16 protein-coding genes are annotated in these 15703 nt (G+C 62.6%); 9 read left to right on the top strand and 7 right to left on the bottom strand.

From position 1 onward, the window contains the following. Nucleotides 1–5: 5 nt before the first annotated feature. Nucleotides 6–1124: a phosphate ABC transporter substrate-binding protein PstS gene (pstS, locus tag D3791_RS08925; RefSeq protein ID WP_172511948.1), complete on the bottom strand. Its 1119-nt coding sequence runs from the start codon at nt 1122–1124 to the stop codon at nt 6–8. A gap of 243 nt (nt 1125–1367) precedes the next feature. Here pstS and D3791_RS08920 point away from each other — a divergent pair, with 243 nt between their 5' ends. From D3791_RS08920 to disA, 3 genes are read left to right on the top strand one after another with little or no spacing between them, the layout of a single operon-like run. Next, entirely contained in the window at nt 1368–2483 is a 1116-nt protein-coding gene (locus tag D3791_RS08920) for an FUSC family protein (protein WP_022876984.1), read from the top strand. 35 nt (nt 2484–2518) lie between these two features. Then, entirely contained in the window at nt 2519–3913 is a 1395-nt protein-coding gene (gene radA, locus D3791_RS08915; RefSeq protein WP_172511947.1) for a DNA repair protein RadA, read from the top strand. A gap of 34 nt (nt 3914–3947) precedes the next feature. Then, a complete protein-coding gene (gene disA, locus D3791_RS08910; RefSeq protein WP_022876982.1) occupies nt 3948–5021 on the top strand; it encodes a DNA integrity scanning diadenylate cyclase DisA in 1074 nt (357 codons plus the stop codon). A gap of 3 nt (nt 5022–5024) precedes the next feature. On the opposite strand, the gene D3791_RS08905 is transcribed toward disA, so the two are convergent. Then, nucleotides 5025–5630, bottom strand: a complete 606-nt coding sequence (locus tag D3791_RS08905; protein WP_172511946.1) for a hypothetical protein — start codon at nt 5628–5630, stop codon at nt 5025–5027. An 86-nt stretch (nt 5631–5716) separates the two neighbouring features. On the opposite strand from D3791_RS08905, the gene D3791_RS08900 reads away from it, so the two are divergent. Together D3791_RS08900 and D3791_RS08895 are read left to right on the top strand one after the other, a co-directional pair. Beyond that, on the top strand, nt 5717–6625 hold the full coding sequence (locus D3791_RS08900; protein WP_172511945.1) for an A/G-specific adenine glycosylase: 909 nt from the start codon (nt 5717–5719) through the stop codon (nt 6623–6625). Nucleotides 6626–6638: 13 nt separating this feature from the next. Further along, nucleotides 6639–7439: a DUF1206 domain-containing protein gene (locus D3791_RS08895; RefSeq protein WP_022876979.1), complete on the top strand. Its 801-nt coding sequence runs from the start codon at nt 6639–6641 to the stop codon at nt 7437–7439. A 6-nt stretch (nt 7440–7445) separates the two neighbouring features. Here D3791_RS08895 and D3791_RS08890 read toward each other — a convergent pair whose 3' ends face one another. Further along, nucleotides 7446–7955: an amino-acid N-acetyltransferase gene (locus tag D3791_RS08890; RefSeq protein ID WP_022876978.1), complete on the bottom strand. Its 510-nt coding sequence runs from the start codon at nt 7953–7955 to the stop codon at nt 7446–7448. A gap of 127 nt (nt 7956–8082) precedes the next feature. On the opposite strand from D3791_RS08890, the gene D3791_RS08885 reads away from it, so the two are divergent. Genes D3791_RS08885 through D3791_RS08870 form a run of 4 tightly spaced genes read left to right on the top strand, consistent with a single transcriptional unit; the run spans nt 8083 to nt 10625 of the window. Next, a complete protein-coding gene (locus tag D3791_RS08885; RefSeq protein ID WP_172511944.1) occupies nt 8083–9309 on the top strand; it encodes an MFS transporter in 1227 nt (408 codons plus the stop codon). Nucleotides 9310–9312: 3 nt separating this feature from the next. Then, a complete protein-coding gene (locus D3791_RS08880; protein WP_022876976.1) occupies nt 9313–9711 on the top strand; it encodes a helix-turn-helix domain-containing protein in 399 nt (132 codons plus the stop codon). Between the two features lie 48 nt (nt 9712–9759). Further along, nucleotides 9760–10182, top strand: coding sequence for a VOC family protein (locus D3791_RS08875; RefSeq protein WP_022876975.1), 423 nt, complete (start codon nt 9760–9762; stop codon nt 10180–10182). Continuing rightward, the gene (locus D3791_RS08870) at nt 10179–10625 is read left to right on the top strand and encodes an iron chaperone (protein ID WP_172511943.1); all 447 of its coding nucleotides are present in this window, start codon (nt 10179–10181) and stop codon (nt 10623–10625) included. The genes D3791_RS08875 and D3791_RS08870 overlap by 4 nt, the downstream gene beginning before the upstream one ends. Before the next feature lie 77 nt (nt 10626–10702). Here D3791_RS08870 and D3791_RS08865 read toward each other — a convergent pair whose 3' ends face one another. The 4 genes from D3791_RS08865 to lysS all read right to left on the bottom strand — a co-directional run bounded on the left by D3791_RS08865 (nt 10703) and on the right by lysS (nt 15629). Then, nucleotides 10703–13216 carry an ATP-dependent Clp protease ATP-binding subunit gene (locus tag D3791_RS08865; RefSeq protein WP_022876973.1) on the bottom strand — a complete coding sequence of 838 codons (2514 nt, stop codon included), beginning with the start codon at nt 13214–13216 and terminating at the stop codon, nt 10703–10705. Nucleotides 13217–13485: 269 nt separating this feature from the next. Then, a complete protein-coding gene (locus D3791_RS08860) occupies nt 13486–13806 on the bottom strand; it encodes a histone-like nucleoid-structuring protein Lsr2 (protein WP_022876972.1) in 321 nt (106 codons plus the stop codon). Between the two features lie 138 nt (nt 13807–13944). Then, on the bottom strand, nt 13945–14112 hold the full coding sequence (locus D3791_RS08855) for a hypothetical protein (RefSeq protein ID WP_172511942.1): 168 nt from the start codon (nt 14110–14112) through the stop codon (nt 13945–13947). 2 nt (nt 14113–14114) lie between these two features. Next, nucleotides 14115–15629, bottom strand: a complete 1515-nt coding sequence (gene lysS, locus D3791_RS08850; protein WP_172511941.1) for a lysine--tRNA ligase — start codon at nt 15627–15629, stop codon at nt 14115–14117. Nucleotides 15630–15703 lie beyond the last annotated feature (74 nt).

The following is a 15703-nucleotide window of genomic DNA, read 5'->3' as shown; positions in this document are numbered from 1 at the left end:
AAGTCCTACTTGGCTACGGTGATCGAGTCGATCGCCTTGGCAGCCTTCTCGGCGATGCTTGCGGAGATCGGGGCGTTGCCGGCCGATTCCTGAGCGGTCTTCTGGCCCTCATCGGAAACCACGTAGTTGCCGAAGGCCTTCACCAGGTCCACGGTGGCCTGATCCTTGTAGCTGCTGCAGAAGATGTGGTACGAAACCAAAACGATCGGGTAGGTGCCCGCTTCGGTGGTGTCGCGCTTCAGATCCAGCGCCAGATCGTTCTCGGCTGCGCCTTCAACCGGCGTTGCGGCTTCCAGTGCCTTGGCAGCTGCATCAGCCGAAATCTTGGTGTACTCGTCGCCGACCTTGACGTTCACGGTGGACAGGCCGCCCACTGCGGAGAAGTCAGCGTAGGTGATGGCGCCGTTGGTGGAGGTGGTGGTCGAAACCACGCCGGAGGTGCCCTTGGCGTTCTCCGACTGGATGTCGCTTGGCCAGTCGCCGGAAACGTCGTAGCTCCAGACATCGGCTGCGGCGGCCTTCAGGTATTCGACGAAGTTCTCGGTGGTGCCGGACTCATCGTTGCGGTGAACCACGGTGATGGCGGTGTCAGGCAGTTCCACATCTGGGTTCTGCTTGGCGATGGCCTCATCGTTCCACTTGGTGATTTCCTTCTTGAACACCTTGGCGATGGTGGCTGCGTCCATGTTGATCTCTTCAACGCCTTCGAGGTTGAAGGCGACAGCGATCGGCGAAACGTAGGCTGGGATGTTGAAGGCGCCGTCAGGGCCGCAAACTCCCTTGGCCTTGGTTGCTTCTTCTTCCTTCAGGTAGGCATCCGAGCCGGCGAACTGCGCGCCGCCTGCCAGGAAGGCTTCGCGGCCTGCGCCGGAGCCATCTGGCGAGTACTGGACCTGTGCTTCAGGGTTGGCGGACTTGAATCCGGTTGCCCAGGCTTCCATGGCCGACTTCTGGCTGGAAGCGCCGATGCCGGTCAGGGTGCCGGTGACGCCAGCTGCTGCCGACGAGCCGCCTGCTGCGCTTTCGGAGCTGGTAGCGGTTGGGCTGTCTGAACCGCAAGCGGTCAGTGCGAGTGCCGCGACAGAAAGGACGGCAGCTGCACTGCCAAAGCGATTGAGCTTCACGAGTTGTACTCCCCATGTTGAATACGAAATGTAAGAAACTTGCCAGCGGATTCTGCCCCGCTTCATCTATGACGGTAAGGAGCCAAGGTAACCAGTTCCCCCGGCGAAGGTGAACAAAAGGTTAACAGCTTCTACGTCGGCTGGTGATCCTGCTCACTGAAGCAATATCGCCGCATGTTCATCGGCTTCGCGGCCAGTCCGTGGGAGACTGTGCCTATGGCTATTGGGAGTACTCAGAAGCGCATGCCGGCAAAGGTTGCCGGTTTCCTGGCTGCGCGAAACCGCTCCGGGCTGCTCCGCGCGCGCAATTCGCTGCCAAGGATCCTGCGCATGACGCTGGGCGCCATCGGCGCCTTCTGGATTGCCGAGAGCATCTGGGGGCACACCCAGCCGATTTTTTCCGCTACCAGCGCCCTGATTTCCCTGGGCTTCGGCGCCTCCACCACGGTGCGCAAAACCGCCGAAGTGGCCCTGGGCTGCACCCTGGGCGTGGCCTTGGGCGATACCTTGATGCACTGGTTCGGCCAGGGCATCTGGCAGGCCGCCCTGGTGATGTCGCTGAGCCTGGTGATCGCGCGCTATCTGGATTCAGGGGCGATCTTCTCCACCCAGCTGGGCATGCAATCGGCGCTGGTCGTCCTGCTGCCGGTCAGCGTGGACGGTCCCTTTGCCAGATCCATCGACGCGCTGACCGGTTCGCTGCTGGCCCTGCTGGTGATCATCTTCTGGCCAACCGATCCGCGGCGCACCCCGGTGGCGGCCCTGAGCGAACTGTTCAAGGAGCTCTCCGAGGCGATCCTCGAATGCTCGTGGGCCATCCGCGATGATGATCGGCGCTCGGCTTTCCACGCGTTGATCAAGGCCCGCGGAACCCAGAAGCACCTGGACAAGCTGCCCGGGGCCTTCAGCGCCTCCAAGGAGATCGCGATGATCTCCCCCGCCGGTCGACGGCACCGCCACGAGCTGAACCGGCTGTCCGAACGCTTCAACCACTACGACTGGACCGCCCGCAACCTGCGTGTTTTCGCCCGCCGCCTGGCATCGGTGCTCAGCAACGGGGCGCTGACCCCGGAAGGGGCCGAAGCCTTGGCACCGCTGTTGCGCGAGGTCTCGGAGGCCGCGAACTCGCTGGCCCACTCGGTGCGCGAGCAGACCGTGGCCGGGCAGCGCAAATACGAAAAGGCCGCGGTGCGCCAGCTGGAGAACGCGGCCGCGCAGCTCGACCCGCAGTCGCTAGGGGTCGAGGGCCTGCAGGGCGAAGGCCTGGTGCTGCTGCTGCGGCCGATGATCGTGGATCTGCTCGAAGCTGCCGGGCGCAATCATGACGAAGCCATCAGCGCGTTGCCCAAGCTGTCTTGAGCAATTTTGTCCGCCCGGCTCGATAGCATGGGCCTATGGCCAAAACCTCCACACGCAGCAAGTCTTCGCCGACATTCAAATGTTCTGAATGCGGCTGGACCACCATCAAATGGGTGGGACGCTGCGGCGAATGCCAGGCCTGGGGCACCGTTGAAGAGGTAGGGGTCGTCTCCGCGCGCACCGTGGCCGCTGCCAAGGTGGCCCATCCAGCCAAGCCGATCGCCCAGATCGACGGCTCGGAAGCGGCCTTCAGGCCTAGCGGAGTCTCCGAATTGGACCGCGTGCTCGGTGGCGGATTGGTTCCGGCCGCAGCCATCCTGCTGGCGGGCGAACCGGGCGTCGGAAAGTCCACGCTGCTATTGGATGTGGCCGCCAAGGCCGCGCAGACCGGGCTTCGGGTGCTCTACCTGACCGGTGAGGAATCCGCCGCCCAGGTCAAATCCCGGGCCGAACGCATCAACGCGATCGCCGACACCCTGTATCTGGCAGCCGAAACCGACCTGGCACTGGCCCTGGGCCAAATCCAGGAGATCGACCCGCAGCTGCTGATCCTGGACTCGGTGCAGACCTTCTCCTCGGCCGAAGTTGATGGGGCCGCCGGCGGCGTCTCGCAGGTGCGCGAGGTGGCCGCCTCGATCATCAACGCCGCCAAGACCCGGGCGATGTCCACCATCATGGTCGGGCATGTGACCAAGGAAGGCTCGGTCGCGGGCCCCCGCCTGCTGGAGCACCTGGTGGATGTGGTCTGCCAGTTCGACGGCGAAAAGCATTCGCGGCTGCGCATTCTGCGCGCGCTGAAAAACCGCTACGGGGCCACCGATGAGGTAGGCTGCTTCGATCTGAATGAAGACGGCATCGAATCATTGACCGACCCGTCCAAGCTCTTTGTCACCCGCACCCGCAATCCGGTGCCGGGAACCTGCATCACCGTGACCCTGGAGGGCCGGCGCCCGCTGGTCGCCGAGGTGCAGACCCTGCTCTCGCGCAGCAACGCCCCGGCGGCCCGGCGCGCCACCAGCGGATTGGATTCGGCCCGCGCGCAGATGGTGGTCGCGGTCCTGCAGGCCCGCGCCCATATGGACCTGTCCTCCATGGATTCCTACATCGCCACCGTCGGCGGGGTGAAAATCGCCGAACCCGCCTCCGACCTGGCCTGCGCGCTGGCGCTGGCCTCCTCGATGAACGAGTTCCCGCTGCCCCAGGATTTTGTGGCCTTCGGCGAGGTCGGATTGGCCGGCGAGGTGCGGCAGGTGCCGGAGATCTCGCGGCGCATCACCGAAGCGCAGCGCCTGGGCTTCTCCTTCGCAATGGCTCCGGCCACCCCGGAACCGCTGAAGAACATCCCGGACGGGATCCGCGTATTCCAGGTGGAGAACATCGCCCAGGCCTTGGATATCGCCTTCACCCAGCGGCAGAAGCCAACACGATAAACTAGAGTGTTGCCGCCCGCCGAAAGGACGCAAGTTGAAAGCGAACCCATCCCCCGGATTCCTGGCCATTCTGGCCCAGATCGCCCCGGGGACCGAACTTGCCCAGGGGATCGAGCGCATCCAGCGCGGCCGCACCGGCGCCCTGATCGTTCTGGGACATGACAAGGTGGTTGAATCCATCAGCTCCGGCGGCTTCAGGATCAACACCGACTACACGCCCACCCGCATCCGCGAACTGGCGAAGATGGACGGGGCGATCATCCTGGACGGCACCGCCCGCCAGATCCTCCAGGCCGGGGTGCAGCTGATGCCCGACGCGCAGATCGACACCCAGGAATCCGGCACCCGCCACCGCACGGCCGAACGTGTTGCCGCGCAGACCGGCTTCCCGACCATCTCGGTCTCCCAGTCCATGCAGACCATTACGCTCTACGCCGCCGGCGAGCGCCACGTGCTCGAGCCGGCCGAACGGCTGCTGGCCCGAGGCAACCAGGCCATCGCCACCCTGGAACGCTACCGCCACCGCCTGGACCAGGTCACCAGCGCCCTGTCCGCGGCGGAGATCGAGGATGTGGCTACCGCCCGCGAGGTCCTGGCAGTCTTGCAGCGCACCGAAATGCTGCGCCGTACCAGCGAGGAAATTTCCCGCTACGTACTGGAGCTGGGCATGGATGGGCGATTGCTGGCCGCGCAACATGCGGAATTGCTCTCCGGGATCCAGGTCGATAACCAGCTGCTGATGCGCGACTATGCGCAGGCCGAGGGCCAGGAGCTGGATATCGATATCGCCCTGGAGCGGCTGCATGAAGTCTCCGATGCGCAGCTGATCGACCTTGAGCCGCTGACCAAGATCCTGTTCCCGCAGGGCACCATCGGGCACGATGACCAGCTCACGCCCAAGGGCTACCGCCTGCTCTCGCAGATCCGCACGGTTCCCAAGGCCATTGGCGACCGGCTGGTGGCATCCTTTGATAATTTGCAGCTATTGATGGCGGCCTCGACGACCGCGTTGATGGAGATCGAAGGGGTGGGCGAACAGCGTGCCCGTTCCATCCGCGAAGGCCTGGCCCGCATGGCCGAGTCCTCGCTGCTGGACCGCTACATCTAGGACCTACTCCAGGGTGAAGCTCACCGGTTCGGATTCGAATTCCCCGATGGCCGCGGTGAACTTGTAGGTGCCCGGCCGCGGCTGGACGCCCACGGCCTTGCAGCCCGGGGCCGAACGGTCGCGGTTCCAGGTGAAGCGGGCGTTCTCCTTCTGCCCGGCGGCGAAGGTCAGCGGCACATCTTCGCCGTTTTGCAGGCAGTCCACGGTGGAGAAGACCCGGTCGGCGCCGCTGGAGATCAAGAATTCCTGCATGCTGGTGCCGACGTTCAACTCGCACTCGCGCTTCGAGGTGTTTTCCACGGTCAGGATCAGCACCGGCTTCTTGCCTGCGGGATAGCTCTTGGCATCAGTGGAAGCGGTCACCTTCACTTCATCGGCCTTGCACTTCTTGCCCGCGTCCTCTTCGGATTCCGCACTCTGGGTCGGGGCGCTGGACTGCGCGGTAGGGGCCGGCGCGGCAGGATCCTGCGGGTCCGGCGAGAGCAATCCGGCAATGGCAACAACACCCCAGATGATCAAGCCCACCAGCACCAAGGCGACCACCGCGACGGTGATGCGCCGGCGCCGATAGACGCTGGCTGGAAGCTTTCCCCCTGATGTATTGCTCATGGCTTAAGGCTAGTTCATTGTTGCCCGGGATCCGGGTAATGGCAGTTGAATCGAGGCAATGAAGCGTCGTTGGCTACAGTGGTGGGGTGCAACAAATCCATCACCTCATCAATGACTGGTACCAGAAGAATTCCCGGGACCTGCCCTGGCGCCGCGAGGGCGTGGGCGGCTGGGAGGTCATGGTCAGCGAATTCATGCTCCAGCAGACCCCCGTGGTGCGCGTTCTGCCGGTGTGGGAACAGTGGATGCGCCGTTGGCCGCGGCCTCAGGACCTGGCCGCCGAGCCGCTCTCCGAAGCGCTGAAGGCCTGGGGCCGCTTGGGCTACCCGCGCCGGGCGCAGCGGCTGCATGCCGCGGCAGTGGAAATCACCACCGAATACAACGGCGAGGTGCCGCGCACAGAAGAGGCACTGCGGGCCTTGCCGGGAGTGGGCGACTATACAGCCGCGGCCATTGCCTGTTTTGCCTTCGGCGAGCGCACCGTGGTGGTGGATACCAATATCCGGCGGGTGCACGCCAGGCTCTTTGGCGGCATGGCCCTGCCCGAGCCAAGCCCGCGCGCCAGCGAATTCGCGCGCGCCCGGCAGGTGCAGCCCGAGGATGATGGCCAGGCGAATTTGTGGAATGTCTCGGTGATGGAGCTCGGCGCGCTGGTATGCACCGCACGCAGCCCGCGGTGCGATGCCTGCCCGGTCTTCGAGCAGTGCGCGTGGATCGCCGCCGGCCAGCCGGCCCCGCATTACACCCCGAGGGGCCAGGCCTGGAAAGGCACCGACCGCCAGGTGCGCGGCGCGATCATGGCGGTCCTGCGCGAACATGAGCATCCGGTTCCGCAAGCTTCCTTCCTGGCCGATCTTGCCGGGCAGAGCCACGCCACCTATGTGGCGCTGGAAAAGCTGCAGGCTGAATCCGCGCAGCGCGAGCGGGCCCTGGCCGGCTTGCTCAAGGACGGGCTGGCGGTGCTCGAGGATGACGGCGTGCGCCTGCCTTCCTAGCTATGCTTAGCGCATGAACGCTTCCGTTGATCCGGCCGCTGCCGCCCATCAGGCCGCACGGCACCCGTGGTTTGAACGCCTGGCCCGGCTCGGTTATATCGCCAATGGCATTTTGCACGCCACCATGGGGGTTCTTGCCGCGGTGCTCGCCACCGGCGGGCATGCGCAGGCCGACCAGAGCGGGGCGATGCGGGCGCTGTCGGCGCAGCCCTTTGGCGTGGTGCTGCTGTGGATCTGCGCCATCGGCGCGCTATTGCTCGGGTTGTGGTCGCTGGCGCAGCTGCTGCTGCCCGAGAAGGAGGCCAAGGATCGGCTCAAGTTCGCGGGCACCGGCGTGGTGTTCCTGGCCGTGGGCTTCGCCTTCGGCCGTTTTGCCGTGGGCAATCCCAGCGATTCTGGCCAGAGCGCCACGAGCCTGAGCGGCGTGCTGATGAAGTCCTTGGCGGGGCGGGCCGCACTGATCATCCTGGGCCTGGTGCTGCTGGGGATGGCCGGGTATTACATCTACAAGGGAGTGAGCCGGAAGTTCCTTGATGACCTCCACCGTTCGAGCAGCAGCGAAATCTCCTCGGCGATCCGCTATTCCGGGATGATCGGCTATCCGGCCAAGGGGCTGGTGCTCGGGGCGCTGGGGCTCTTGTTCATCGTGGCCACCATCCAGGGCGATCCCGAAGAGGCCAGCGGCATCGATGGCGCGCTCAAGGCCATCCGCGACCAGGCCTACGGTTCGGTGTTGCTGGTGGCGATTGCCGCGGGCCTGCTCAGCTATGCGCTGTATCTGGTCTTGCGTGCCCGCTATGACCGGATGGACTAGCCGGGCCTAGTCCAGGGCGATGATCATGCGCGTATTGCCCAGCGTATTGGGCTTGACCCGGGCCAGGTCCAGGAATTCGGCCACGCCTTCATCCCTTGAGAGCAGGATTTCCTGGTACACCGAGGGGTCCACGGCGCTCTGGTCGGCCATCACGCTGAAGCCTTGGCGTTCGAAGAAGGCGACCTCGAAGGTCAGGCAGAAGACCCGGGATACGCCAACAGCCTTGGCGCGGCGCAGCAATTCGCCCAGCAAAAGGTGCCCGACTCCCATGCCGCGGACCGTATCGGAGGTAGCGAGGGTGCGGATTTCGGCGATATCTTCCCAGATCACGTGCAGGCCGCCGCAGCCGACAACATTCCCTTGGGCGTCCTGGGCTACAACGAATTCCTGGATGGATTCGTAGTAGGTGACCGCTTCCTTATCCAGCAAGATGCGTTGTTCGGCCAACGGTCGCACAAGATCGCGAATGGCCGGGACATCACTGGTTTTGGCGGAGCGGACGGTAAAAGTATTCACCTTCAAATCCTATGCCCGATGGCAAGAAGATTCGAAGCCGTTGCCAGATATGTCATAGTGCCCGGGAAGCTGGTTCGGCTGTGCAAAACTTAGCTTGAAGCACTGCGGAACAAGGCTAAGGATGAGGATGTCAGTCAAAGAAGCACGCCCCGGATTCGGGCTGCTGGCCATCCTCCTGGCGGCTGTTGGCATCGCGCCGCTGCTGAACTACGGGCTGAGCGCCACCAGCGATTTGGTGATCCGGGACCTGGGCATCACCGAATCGCAATTCGGGCTCTTGGCCACGGTGTGCTTCGGCTGCGCGGCCATCGGCAATGTGGTGTTCGGGAAGTTCTCCAATGCGCAGCCCGACTCCCGGCTGGTGCTGATCATATTCGGAACCGCGGCGGCCGCCATGGCACTGGCCGCGGTGGATGCCGGATATGTGCTGCTGCTGGTGGCCTCCGGGATCGCCGGCTTTGCCCAGTCCTTCCCCAATGGGGTGACCAACCGGATCCTTGCCCAACGGGTTCCGGCCGCCCAGCGTATTACCTGGACCGGCATCAAGCAGTCCGGGGTCCAGGTCTCGCAGCTGGTCGGCAGCCTTGGCTTCCCGCTGCTGGCTGCCTTTATCGGCTGGCAGGGCGCTTCCCTGGCCGGGGCGGTGCTGGCCGCGGGCCTGGCCATCCTTGCAGTGCGCATCATCAAAGCCACCCCGGTGCTTGCCACACCGGCGCCAAGCAAGAGCAAGCAGAGCGGGACGGATAGCGGCGAGCCGGTGGCCAGCGCGGCCGCTTCCACCCGGTTCATCATCTACGCGCTGAGCTTGTTCGGATTCATCAACGGCGTGGGCGTGCAGGCCACGAATGTGTACCTGGCGCTCTTTGCGGTGCGCGAATTGGACTTCTCGCTGGTTGCCGGCGGGCTGACCGCGGCAGTTGCCGGAATCGTCGGGGTCAGCGCCCGAGTCGGCTGGGGCCGAATGATGTCGCGGGGAATTGCCGCGCCGAAGCTCCTGCTATTGCTGGCGGTGCTGGCCACCTGTGGCGGGGCGAGTTTCCTGCTGGCCCAGCAGTTGCACTCCCCGATCCTGCTCTGGCTTGCGGTCGCGCTGCATGGCGCCTCGGCCTTGGGAGTATCCGTGGTGCTGATGGCGGCGCTGCTTAGAGTGGTCCCGGCGAATCGCTTGGGCAGCTCCAGCGGACTGGTCTCTGCCGGCCAGTTTGGCGGCTTCACCGTGGGGCCGCTGGCCATGGGCCTGCTCGTAGGATCCGCTGGAGGCTTCACCGCGGGCTGGATCTGCGTTATCGGCGTGTACCTGTGCTGCACGGTGCTGGGAATCTTCCTGGTCCTGCGTTCATCTCGGAGCCGGTAGCCCATGGATACCCAGGCGCTTAAGGTCCTGGCGCATCTGCGCAGGGCCAAGGATCTGATCGATCGGCACTATGGCCAGCCGCTGGATGTCCCGGCGATGGCCAGCAAGGCGCTGATGTCCCCCGCCCATTTTTCGCGCGAATTCAAGCGTGCTTACGGGGAGACGCCGTACTCCTATCTGCTGACGCGCCGCATCGAGCGGGCCATGCAACTTTTGCGTTCCGGGGCCTCGGTCACCGATGCCTGCATGCAGGTTGGCTGGAGTTCCCTGGGCTCGTTCAGCACCCGCTTCACCGAGGTGGTGGGCGAGACGCCAACCGCCTATCGGGAGCGCGAACATGAGGATTCGGAGCAGATCCCGGCGTGCATCGCCAAGGTCTTATTGCGCCCCTCGAGATTCTGAGCAGTTTTGAAGAAGCGCGGACTAGCCGTCCGTCCATAAGCTGTAGGCATGACACAGATTTCAGTTCAGTACATTCCAGTCACCGTCCTCGATGTTGATGAAGCCCTGGGCTTCTACCGGGACGGCCTGGGCCTAGAGGTAGTCTCCGATGTGGCCAATGCGGGATTCCGCTGGGTCAGTCTTGCGGTGCCCGGCCAGCCTGGGTTGAACCTGGTGCTGTCCGCTCCGGGTGCCGGACGTTCCGATGCCGATGCCCAGTCATTGGCAGAACTCGTGGCCAAGGGCGCCTTGGGCGGGCTGGTGCTCAGCGTTGATGCCCTTGATCCGCTGTTCGAATCGCTCAGCGCTTCGGGCGCGGAAGTGCTGCAGGAGCCCATGGATCAGCCGTGGGGACCCCGCGATTGCGCTTTCCGCGACCCGTCGGGCAACATGGTCCGAATCAACCAAGCGATGAAGGGGCAGGAAAAATGAGCCAGGCAGATCAGGAAGGTTTCTCGGCCGCCGAAAAAGCGGCGATGAAGGAACGCGCGGCGGAGGTGCGTGCACCGAAGAAGCGCATGACCAAGGCCGAAAAGGCCGCCCAGGCGCGCAAGGAGCTCGAAGAGAAGATCGCTTCCTTCCAAGGCACCGACAAGGTGCTCGCCGAAAAGCTGCATCAGATCATCACCGAGACCGCGCCGGAATTGGAGCCCAAGACCTGGTACGGCATGCCGGCCTACGCCCTGGATGGCAAGATCCTTTGCTTTATCCAGGACGCCAAGAAGTTCGACACCCGTTATCTGACCTTCGGATTCAACGATGTGGCGCAGCTTGATGAGGGGACGCTCTGGCCAACCTCGTTTGCGATCACCGCGTTGGATAAGAAGCATGAGCAAATGATCGCGCAGCTGGTCGCCAAGGCCGTGGGGCGCTAGGTCCCAGGTGTTAAAGCAGCAAGCCGCGGAACCAGTTTCATCTGGTTCCGCGGCTTGCTGTGGGTAATTATCCGGGCTTAGCCCTCCAGCGCTGCTGGTGCAGGCTCGCCTTCCAGCTGGCCCTGGCCGCCTTCAGCGTGGAAGACGAACTTCTGGTCCGCTCCCTCGCCTTCGACATCCACGGTGACCTTCTGTCCGGCGACGATCTGGCCGAACAGGATCCGCTCGGAAAGCTGATCTTCGATATCGCGCTGGATGGTGCGGCGCAGCGGACGAGCACCCATAGCTGGGTCGTAGCCGCGCTGTGCCAGCAGGCTGCGGGCAGCCTGGGTCAGCTCGATGGTCATCTCGCGTTCCTTCAGGCGCTTGGCCAGGCGGCCAACGAACAGGTCGACGATCTCTTCGATCTCTTCCTGGTTCAGCTGAGGGAAGACCACGGTGTCATCAACACGGTTCAGGAACTCTGGGCGGAAGTGCTGACGCAGCTCTTCCTGCACCTTGGCCTGCATGCGCTCGTAACCGGTCTTGGTATCCGCGGCCGACTGGAAGCCGGTCATCACACCCTTGGAGATGTCACGGGTACCGAGGTTGGTGGTCATGATGATGATGGTGTTCTTGAAGTCCACCACGCGGCCCTGGGAGTCGGTCAAACGGCCGTCTTCCAGGATCTGCAGCAGCGAGTTGAACAAGTCGGCGTGGGCCTTCTCGACCTCATCGAAGAGCACTACGGAGAATGGACGACGACGGACCTTTTCGGTCAGCTGTCCGCCTTCTTCGTAGCCGACGTAGCCTGGAGGGGCGCCGAACAGGCGGGAAACGGTGTGCTTCTCCGAGTATTCGGACATGTCCAGGGTGATCAGCGCGTCTTCTTCGCCGAAGAGGAACTCTGCCAGCGCCTTGGCCAGCTCGGTCTTACCCACACCGGTCGGGCCGGCGAAGATGAACGAGCCGCCTGGGCGGTTTGGATCCTTCAGGCCTGCACGGGTGCGGCGGATCGCCTGGGAAATGGCCTTGATAGCCGAATCCTGGCCGATAACGCGCTTGTGCAGTTCCTCTTCCATGTTCAGCAGACGCGAGGACTCTTCCTCGGTCAGCTTCACTACCGGGATGCCGGTGGAGTTGGCCAGGACTTCAGCGATGAGTTCTTCGGTGACCTCGGATACTTCATCCATGTCACCGTTGCGCCACGACTTTTCCTTTTCGTTGCGCGCCTCGATGAGCTTGGACTCCTTGTCGCGCAGCGAGGCTGCACCTTCGAAGTCCTGGGCGTCGATCGCGGCTTCCTTCTCCAGGCGTACGGTCGCGATCTCCTCGTCCATTTCCTTCAGGGCAGGAGGTGCGGTCATGCGCTGGATGCGCAGGCGGGCGCCGGCTTCATCGATCAGGTCCACTGCCTTGTCCGGCAGGAAGCGATCGGAGATGTAGCGGTGGGCCAGCGTTGCGGCAGCCTGCAGCGCGCCATCGGTGATGGTCACGCGGTGGTGTGCCTCGTAGCGGTCACGCAGGCCACGCAGGATCTGCGTGGTCAGCTCGACGGTTGGCTCCTTGACCTGGATCGGCTGGAAGCGGCGCTCGAGCGCAGCGTCCTTCTCGATGTTCTTGCGGTACTCGTCCAAGGTGGTGGCACCGATGGTCTGCAGTTCGCCACGAGCCAACATAGGCTTGAGGATCGATGCAGCATCGATAGCACCCTCGGCGGCACCTGCACCCACCAGGGTGTGGATCTCGTCGATGAACAGGATGATATCGCCACGGGTGCGGATCTCCTTGAGGACCTTCTTCAGGCGCTCTTCGAAGTCACCGCGGTAGCGCGAACCTGCCACCAGGGAACCGAGGTCCAAGGTGTAAAGCTGCTTGTCCTTGATGGTTTCCGGCACGTCACCGCGAACGATCGACTGGGCCAGGCCCTCTACGACGGCGGTCTTACCAACACCAGGTTCACCGATGAGAACAGGGTTGTTCTTGGTACGGCGCGAGAGGACCTGCATGACGCGTTCCATCTCGTGCTCGCGGCCGATCACCGGATCAAGCTTGCCTTCGCGGGCAGCAGCGGTGAGGTTGCGGCCGAACTGGTCCAGCACTGCCGAACCTGCCGGGGTGCCTTCCTGCTGGCCGCCCGAGCTGACACCAGCTGCGGCGGTTTCCTTGCCACCCTGGTAGCCCGAGAGCAGCTGGATGACCTGCTGGCGCACGCGGCCGAGGTCAGCGCCCAGCTTCACGAGCACCTGTGCGGCTACACCTTCACCTTCGCGGATCAGGCCGAGCAGGATGTGCTCGGTCCCAATGTAGTTATGTCCCAGCTGCAATGCTTCGCGCAGCGACAATTCCAAGACTTTCTTGGCGCGAGGAGTGAACGGGATATGACCGGAAGGCGCCTGCTGGCCCTTGCCGATAATCTCCTGAACCTGCTCACGTACGGCACCCAGCGAAATATTCAGCGACTCGAGCGCTTTTGCGGCTACACCGTCACCTTCGTGGATTAGGCCGAGCAGCAGGTGCTCGGTGCCGATGTAATTGTGGTTGAGCATGCGCGCCTCTTCTTGGGCGAGCACGACAACTCGACGGGCACGGTCGGTAAATCTCTCAAACATCTTCGGCACACTCCTTGCTTACCAATAATTCGATGCTACGCATCTAGCGCCTGCAATTCGCCCTTGTTCGCCACGGGGATAACCCGATCAGTTGCTTCACCGCTGATCTTTGGCCTCGGGCTGAGGGTGAAAATGCCATTTTTACTTGTTGCACAAATACTATTATCTTCAACAAAATTAAATGGATATATCACGGTCGCCGTTATAAACGAATGAGTCGGCACATTGAATGTGCCGACTCATTAGAAGTCTATCTGCGACCGAAGGAATTACTTCGTACGGTTACGACCGCCCTTGCGCATTGCAGCGTTGTAGGCATCTACAACTTCTGCATTAAGGCGCCCACGGGCGTTGACCTTAATATTATTCTCTTTTGCCCAAGCACGAATTGCAGGGGCTTCGCTGGTTGCAGTCTGCTTCGACGAGCGTGCAGCTTCAACATACGGTTCAATAGCCGCGTGGAATTGTGCAGCATGCTCATCATTCAAATCAATTTCGAAGTGCTGGCCAGCAACACTAAAAGCAATTGATTCGGTTGCTTCGCTACCATCAATATCATCAATCAGGGCAATTTGAACCTGACGTGCCATCTGAGGATTCCTCCGAGCTTGAATGTGCTGGACTATCTGGTTTGAACCCACCAGTCCTTTTCAGTGTTCAAGCTTATACAAATAGCGACTGAGAATTCTAATTCTGATCAGAATTCACAAGCTTCTTTCAGGAATAGCCTAATTCTCGTTCGCCGGATTATTGGAATCCGGACGATTTTGAATAAGCGCATCCGCTTCCGCTTCCGCCTGGCGTTCTTTTCGGTCCGCGTTTGTAATAGCTTTCATCACGTACCAAAAAAGCAGCGCCAGACAGATAGTCGGAACAATTGCCTCGATATATGGCATTTCTATGCCTCCGGCTTAAGCAGTGGGAAGAGAATGGTTTCGCGGATGCCGACGTTGGTAAACAGCATCACCAAACGGTCGATGCCCAAGCCGATGCCACCCATTGGCGGGGCACCGTATTCCAAGGCACGCAAGAAGTCTTCATCCAGCTGCATTGCCTCAGGATCGCCGCCGGCGGCCAGCAGGGACTGCTCGGTCAGGCGTTCGCGCTGAATGACAGGGTCGATGAGCTCGGAGAACGCCGTACCGCGCTCCATGCCGCCGATGATCAAGTCCCATGCCTCGATAACCCCTGGCTTCGAACGGTGCGGACGAGCCAAAGGCTGAGCCAGCGGCGGGTAGTCACAGACGAAGGTCGGGTCGATCAAGGTAGGCTCGACGATTTCGCCGAAGAGCTCGATAACCAGCTTCTGGGCGCTCCAAGCCGGATCGATCTTCACTTCGTGCTTGGCCGCAACCTCACGCAGCACCGAAGCGTCGGTTTCCGGGGTGATTTCCAAGCCGACGGCCTCGGACAGGCCAGGGTAGACGCTCAACCAGCGCCATTCGCCGTCCAGGTTCGCGGTGCCTCGAGAGGTCTCGATGGTACGGCCTGCGCCAATGGCGTCGGCGGCGTTGAGGATGATCTCCTTCATGCGCTCGGCCATCACGTACTGGTCGGCGTAGGCCTCGTAGCATTCGAGGGTGGTGAATTCCGGCGAGTGGGTCGAGTCCACGCCTTCGTTGCGGAAGATGCGTCCGACTTCGAATACGCGGTCCACGCCGCCGACAACACAGCGCTTGAGGTACAGCTCGGTAGCGATGCGCAGGGTCATTTCCTGGTCAAAGGCGTTCAGGTGGGTCTTGAATGGTCGAGCCGAAGCGCCACCGTGGACCAGCTGCAGCATTGGGGTTTCAACCTCAACGTAGCTGTGGTTCTCCAGGGTGTTGCGCACGGCGCGGACGATAGCGGCACGCTTGTAGACCATCTCGCGGGCTTCGTTGCGCACGATCAAATCTGCGTAGCGCTGGCGGACGCGGGTTTCCTCGTTCAAGTCCGCATGCAGCACTGGCAATGGGCGCAGTGCCTTGGAGGCCATTTCGAAGGTGTCGGCCATGATGGACAGCTCGCCGCGGCGCGAAGAGATGACCTTGCCGCTAACCAATACGTGGTCGCCGAGGTCAACCAGGGACTTCCACTGCGCCAGGCGCTCTTCGCCGACGTTGGCCAGCGACAGCATTACCTGAAGGCGCACGCCCTCGCCCTTGGGGCCGCCCTCCTGCAAGGTGGCGAAGCACAGCTTGCCGGTGTTGCGCATGAAAACAATACGGCCGGCAACGCCTACGACATCTTCGGTTTCTTCGCCGGCTTCGAGGTGGGCGTACTTGTCGCGGATTTCCAGCAGTGAGTGGGTGCGGGCCACACCCACAGGGTAGGCTTCCTCACCCTTGGCCAGGAACTGGTTGCGCTTATCAGTGCGGACCTGTCGCTGGTCGTTGGGATCAATGGGCTGTGCGGAATTATTTTCGGAAGTCACAATAGTCCATTCTACGTGTCATTGCGCGCGGATAAAGCCCATCATGATCAGACTTACACCCCGAAGTCCGGGCA

Source organism: Glutamicibacter mishrai, assembly GCF_012221945.1.
Taxonomy (GTDB): Bacteria; Actinomycetota; Actinomycetes; order Actinomycetales; family Micrococcaceae; genus Glutamicibacter; species Glutamicibacter mishrai.
Note: the sequence above shows the minus strand (reverse complement) of the source record. Positions and strands in the feature narration are given on the sequence as shown.

What these genes read in the sequence shown, in the direction of transcription:
- D3791_RS08855 (WP_172511942.1), bottom strand. Translation starts at nt 14,112, where the DNA reads ATGCCATATATCGAGGCAATTGTTCCGACTATCTGTCTGGCGCTGCTT.
- D3791_RS08880 (WP_022876976.1), top strand. Translation starts at nt 9,313, where the DNA reads ATGGATACCCAGGCGCTTAAGGTCCTGGCGCATCTGCGCAGGGCCAAG.
- D3791_RS08885 (WP_172511944.1), top strand. Translation starts at nt 8,083, where the DNA reads ATGTCAGTCAAAGAAGCACGCCCCGGATTCGGGCTGCTGGCCATCCTC.
- D3791_RS08895 (WP_022876979.1), top strand. Translation starts at nt 6,639, where the DNA reads ATGAACGCTTCCGTTGATCCGGCCGCTGCCGCCCATCAGGCCGCACGG.
- radA (WP_172511947.1), top strand. Translation starts at nt 2,519, where the DNA reads ATGGCCAAAACCTCCACACGCAGCAAGTCTTCGCCGACATTCAAATGT.
- D3791_RS08905 (WP_172511946.1), bottom strand. Translation starts at nt 5,630, where the DNA reads ATGAGCAATACATCAGGGGGAAAGCTTCCAGCCAGCGTCTATCGGCGC.
- D3791_RS08870 (WP_172511943.1), top strand. Translation starts at nt 10,179, where the DNA reads ATGAGCCAGGCAGATCAGGAAGGTTTCTCGGCCGCCGAAAAAGCGGCG.
- D3791_RS08865 (WP_022876973.1), bottom strand. Translation starts at nt 13,216, where the DNA reads ATGTTTGAGAGATTTACCGACCGTGCCCGTCGAGTTGTCGTGCTCGCC.
- D3791_RS08920 (WP_022876984.1), top strand. Translation starts at nt 1,368, where the DNA reads ATGCCGGCAAAGGTTGCCGGTTTCCTGGCTGCGCGAAACCGCTCCGGG.
- D3791_RS08875 (WP_022876975.1), top strand. Translation starts at nt 9,760, where the DNA reads ATGACACAGATTTCAGTTCAGTACATTCCAGTCACCGTCCTCGATGTT.
- D3791_RS08860 (WP_022876972.1), bottom strand. Translation starts at nt 13,806, where the DNA reads ATGGCACGTCAGGTTCAAATTGCCCTGATTGATGATATTGATGGTAGC.